This window comes from Kitasatospora phosalacinea (assembly GCF_000716545.1).
Classification (GTDB): domain Bacteria; phylum Actinomycetota; class Actinomycetes; order Streptomycetales; family Streptomycetaceae; genus Kitasatospora; species Kitasatospora phosalacinea.
In genome coordinates, this window is sequence record NZ_JNWZ01000203.1 from 1 (window position 1) to 286 (window position 286).

Consider the following 286-nt stretch of genomic DNA (forward strand, 5'->3'; position numbering starts at 1 on the left):
CGGTGGCCGGCCCGAACCCGCCCTGGGCGCACCAGTTGGAGTCCGTCCCCGCCGCCGCCTCCCGGTGACGCCGCCCCGCCCCCGCGTACGGAAAGCGACGACCGTGAAGAAGACCCTGCTGGCCGAGTTCACCGCCAAGCCCGGCTGCGAGGAGCAAGTCGCCGCCCTGGTCGCGGACTTCGCCCCACTGGTCCGGGCCGAACCCGGCAACCTCGCCTTCGACGTCCACCGCAAGGCGTCCGAGCCCCGCGCCTACTGGATCTTCGAGCAGTACCGGGACGAGGCC

The 286-nt window shown here is 73.4% G+C and carries 1 protein-coding gene; it reads left to right on the forward strand.

Translation table 11 applies throughout. From position 1 onward, the window contains the following. Positions 1-103: 103 nt before the first annotated feature. The coding region (locus tag OO48_RS34150; RefSeq protein WP_033223616.1) for a putative quinol monooxygenase at positions 104-286 on the forward strand (183 nt) is incomplete at its 3' end.